A 381-nucleotide genomic window follows, 5' to 3' on the forward strand; every position below is an offset into this window, starting at 1 on the left:
AGGTCGCGCTGCTCGCCTCCACGATCACGAGCGCCGGCGTCGACGTCGTCGCCCTGCAGGAGGTCGGGGACCTCGGGGCGTTCGACGCCCTCCTCGCCGCGCTCGGCGCCGGGTGGACCGGGCAGCTCTCGACCTTCTTCGAACCGTCGCACGCCATCCGGGTCGGGTTCGCCACACGCGTCCCGGTGACGGCGACGAGCGAATACGCCGACATCCCGCTCCAACTGCAAGGCGTTCCGACCGACGATGCGGGAGCGGCGCTCACCCGGATGGGCCGCGGCGCGCTCCGGGTGCGGGTCTCCGTGAACGGGAACGACCTCGACCTGGTCAGCGTGCACCTCAAGTCCAAGCTGCTCAGTTTTCCCGGCGGACGGTTCCAGC

At 71.1% G+C, this 381-nt stretch carries 1 pseudogene; it reads left to right on the forward strand.

From position 1 onward, the window contains the following. Window positions 1-381: pseudogene (locus AC1DBX_RS20725) on the forward strand (endonuclease/exonuclease/phosphatase family protein); the annotation flags it as partial.

Source organism: Arthrobacter sp. 10N44_2, from assembly GCF_056394385.1.